Source organism: Orenia metallireducens, assembly GCF_001693735.1.
Lineage (GTDB): Bacteria > Bacillota > Halanaerobiia > Halobacteroidales > Halobacteroidaceae > Orenia > Orenia metallireducens.
Genome location: NZ_LWDV01000011.1, coordinates 1,516 through 3,047, shown reverse-complemented (window position 1 = coordinate 3,047; position 1,532 = coordinate 1,516). Strand labels below are relative to the sequence as shown.

2 protein-coding genes are annotated in these 1,532 nt (G+C 30.3%); one reads left to right on the top strand and one right to left on the bottom strand.

Annotated elements, in window-relative coordinates; translation table 11 throughout:
- Nucleotides 1-799: 799 nt before the first annotated feature.
- Nucleotides 800-1,069 carry a hypothetical protein gene (locus U472_RS16010; protein WP_068719850.1) on the bottom strand — a complete coding sequence of 90 codons (270 nt, stop codon included), beginning with the start codon at nt 1,067-1,069 and terminating at the stop codon, nt 800-802.
- Between the two features lie 156 nt (nt 1,070-1,225).
- Here U472_RS16010 and U472_RS16950 point away from each other — a divergent pair.
- Nucleotides 1,226-1,532 (top strand): hypothetical protein (locus U472_RS16950; RefSeq protein ID WP_176714196.1); only part of this gene is annotated, 307 nt, incomplete at its 3' end.

Below are 1,532 nucleotides of genomic sequence, written 5' to 3'. Positions count from 1 at the left end.
CTTGCTAATTAAAACAAAAACTTGTAAAATGTAATTAATAATGCCGAATTTTAAATAATTGCTGTAAAATAAAAAACTACTACTCCAAGAGGTTGGCCGCCTTTTGGTCTTGAGTAGTAGTCCCTAGATACTATAAAGCGATACCTTGACAAGATAATCTGATAACCTAAATAATCTAGATATTGATAATTTAGATTAGATATATGTTATCTCTTTCTTAGCTCAGCTTAGCTTAGCTTAGCTCTCTTGTCTGCCGCTCATTGACTTTAGTATATCTAATTATGATAATTTAGTCAAGTATAAATTTAGATAGTATCTAGGCTAACTTAGGTATCATCTTTATATAATGTGGAGTGAGGTTAAAGGAATAACTCACTATAATAAAAAACTACTAGGTTTACCACCTAGATTTTCCCCTGTTAGATAGGAAAGGAAATATCCCAGAAGTATTCTAAGAAATACGGTTTGTGACTGTCGGTGTGTGGGGATATATGCAAATGATCGTGGTGATCTACTAGGTAATACGCCGCCTGGGCTAGTTTGAGCATATAACGTTTGACGTGGCTATACTGGAAACCTCAGCTCTATGGGGGAGTAAGTGTTGTCTTCCTTTTCTCTTAATATTTTTAATAATAAGAGAAGGGGGGGGCTGCCTGTTTCCTAGATATAAAAGAGTAAGTTGTAGTGATGCTTTTACCTAAACTTTCCTATTAGGGAATGACGATTTGGAGGAATTCCCTAAATAATTAATATTGATTTTTAAGGCAGCCAGGGGGAAGCAATTAAGGAGTAACATTATTTATTTTAACATTTGATGAGGAATTTGACTTGCTTGGTTTAAAGCCTGTATAGTAGCATCAGCTATATCTAATAAGTTTTTAACTTGTTTTACCTGTCCATTTAGAAAATTAAAATGGTCAGAGAATACTTCAGTATTACCAAAGAAAACAAATAGAATTAATAACAGTAGTAGGAAGTCATTATTAAATAAATCTTGTTTAGTTTGGTTGTTTAGATTATTATCTTTGTTTTCTCTGATTTCAGTTTCTTTAACTTCAAAATTTTCCATTTCTTTTTCCTCCTTTAGTTTTGGATTTATTTTAAAAGGTTAGACCCATTGGTTTTCGTGTTACATAGTATGAAAAAAATATAAAAATCGTTACATTTCAGGCAATTTTTAATATTTTAATTAATATATTTATAAAGAAAGAGAAGGAGGGATTAGATGTATAAGGATGAATATTTGTTTTTACCAGAAGCTAAAACTGTAGATAAGTTATTGAGTGTATTTAATATTCAATCACAACAGCAGTTAGCTCCTAATGAAGTAATCAGTATTTTAGGATTATTAAATTTACTAAATTTAGTTGGAATTGCTCAGGAGGGTATAAACCTAAATAATAATTTATTAAATAGCTTGGAGAATAATTCCAAATCAATAGATACTCAACAAATTAAGCAAACTCTCCAGCAATTGAATAATGATAACTCACAGAATAATCTAATAAAAAGTTTAACTGGAATACTTAATA

Coding starts and splice junctions, on each gene's coding strand:
- U472_RS16010 (WP_068719850.1), bottom strand. CDS start 1,069: ATGGAAAATTTTGAAGTTAAAGAAACTGAAATCAGAGAAAACAAAGAT.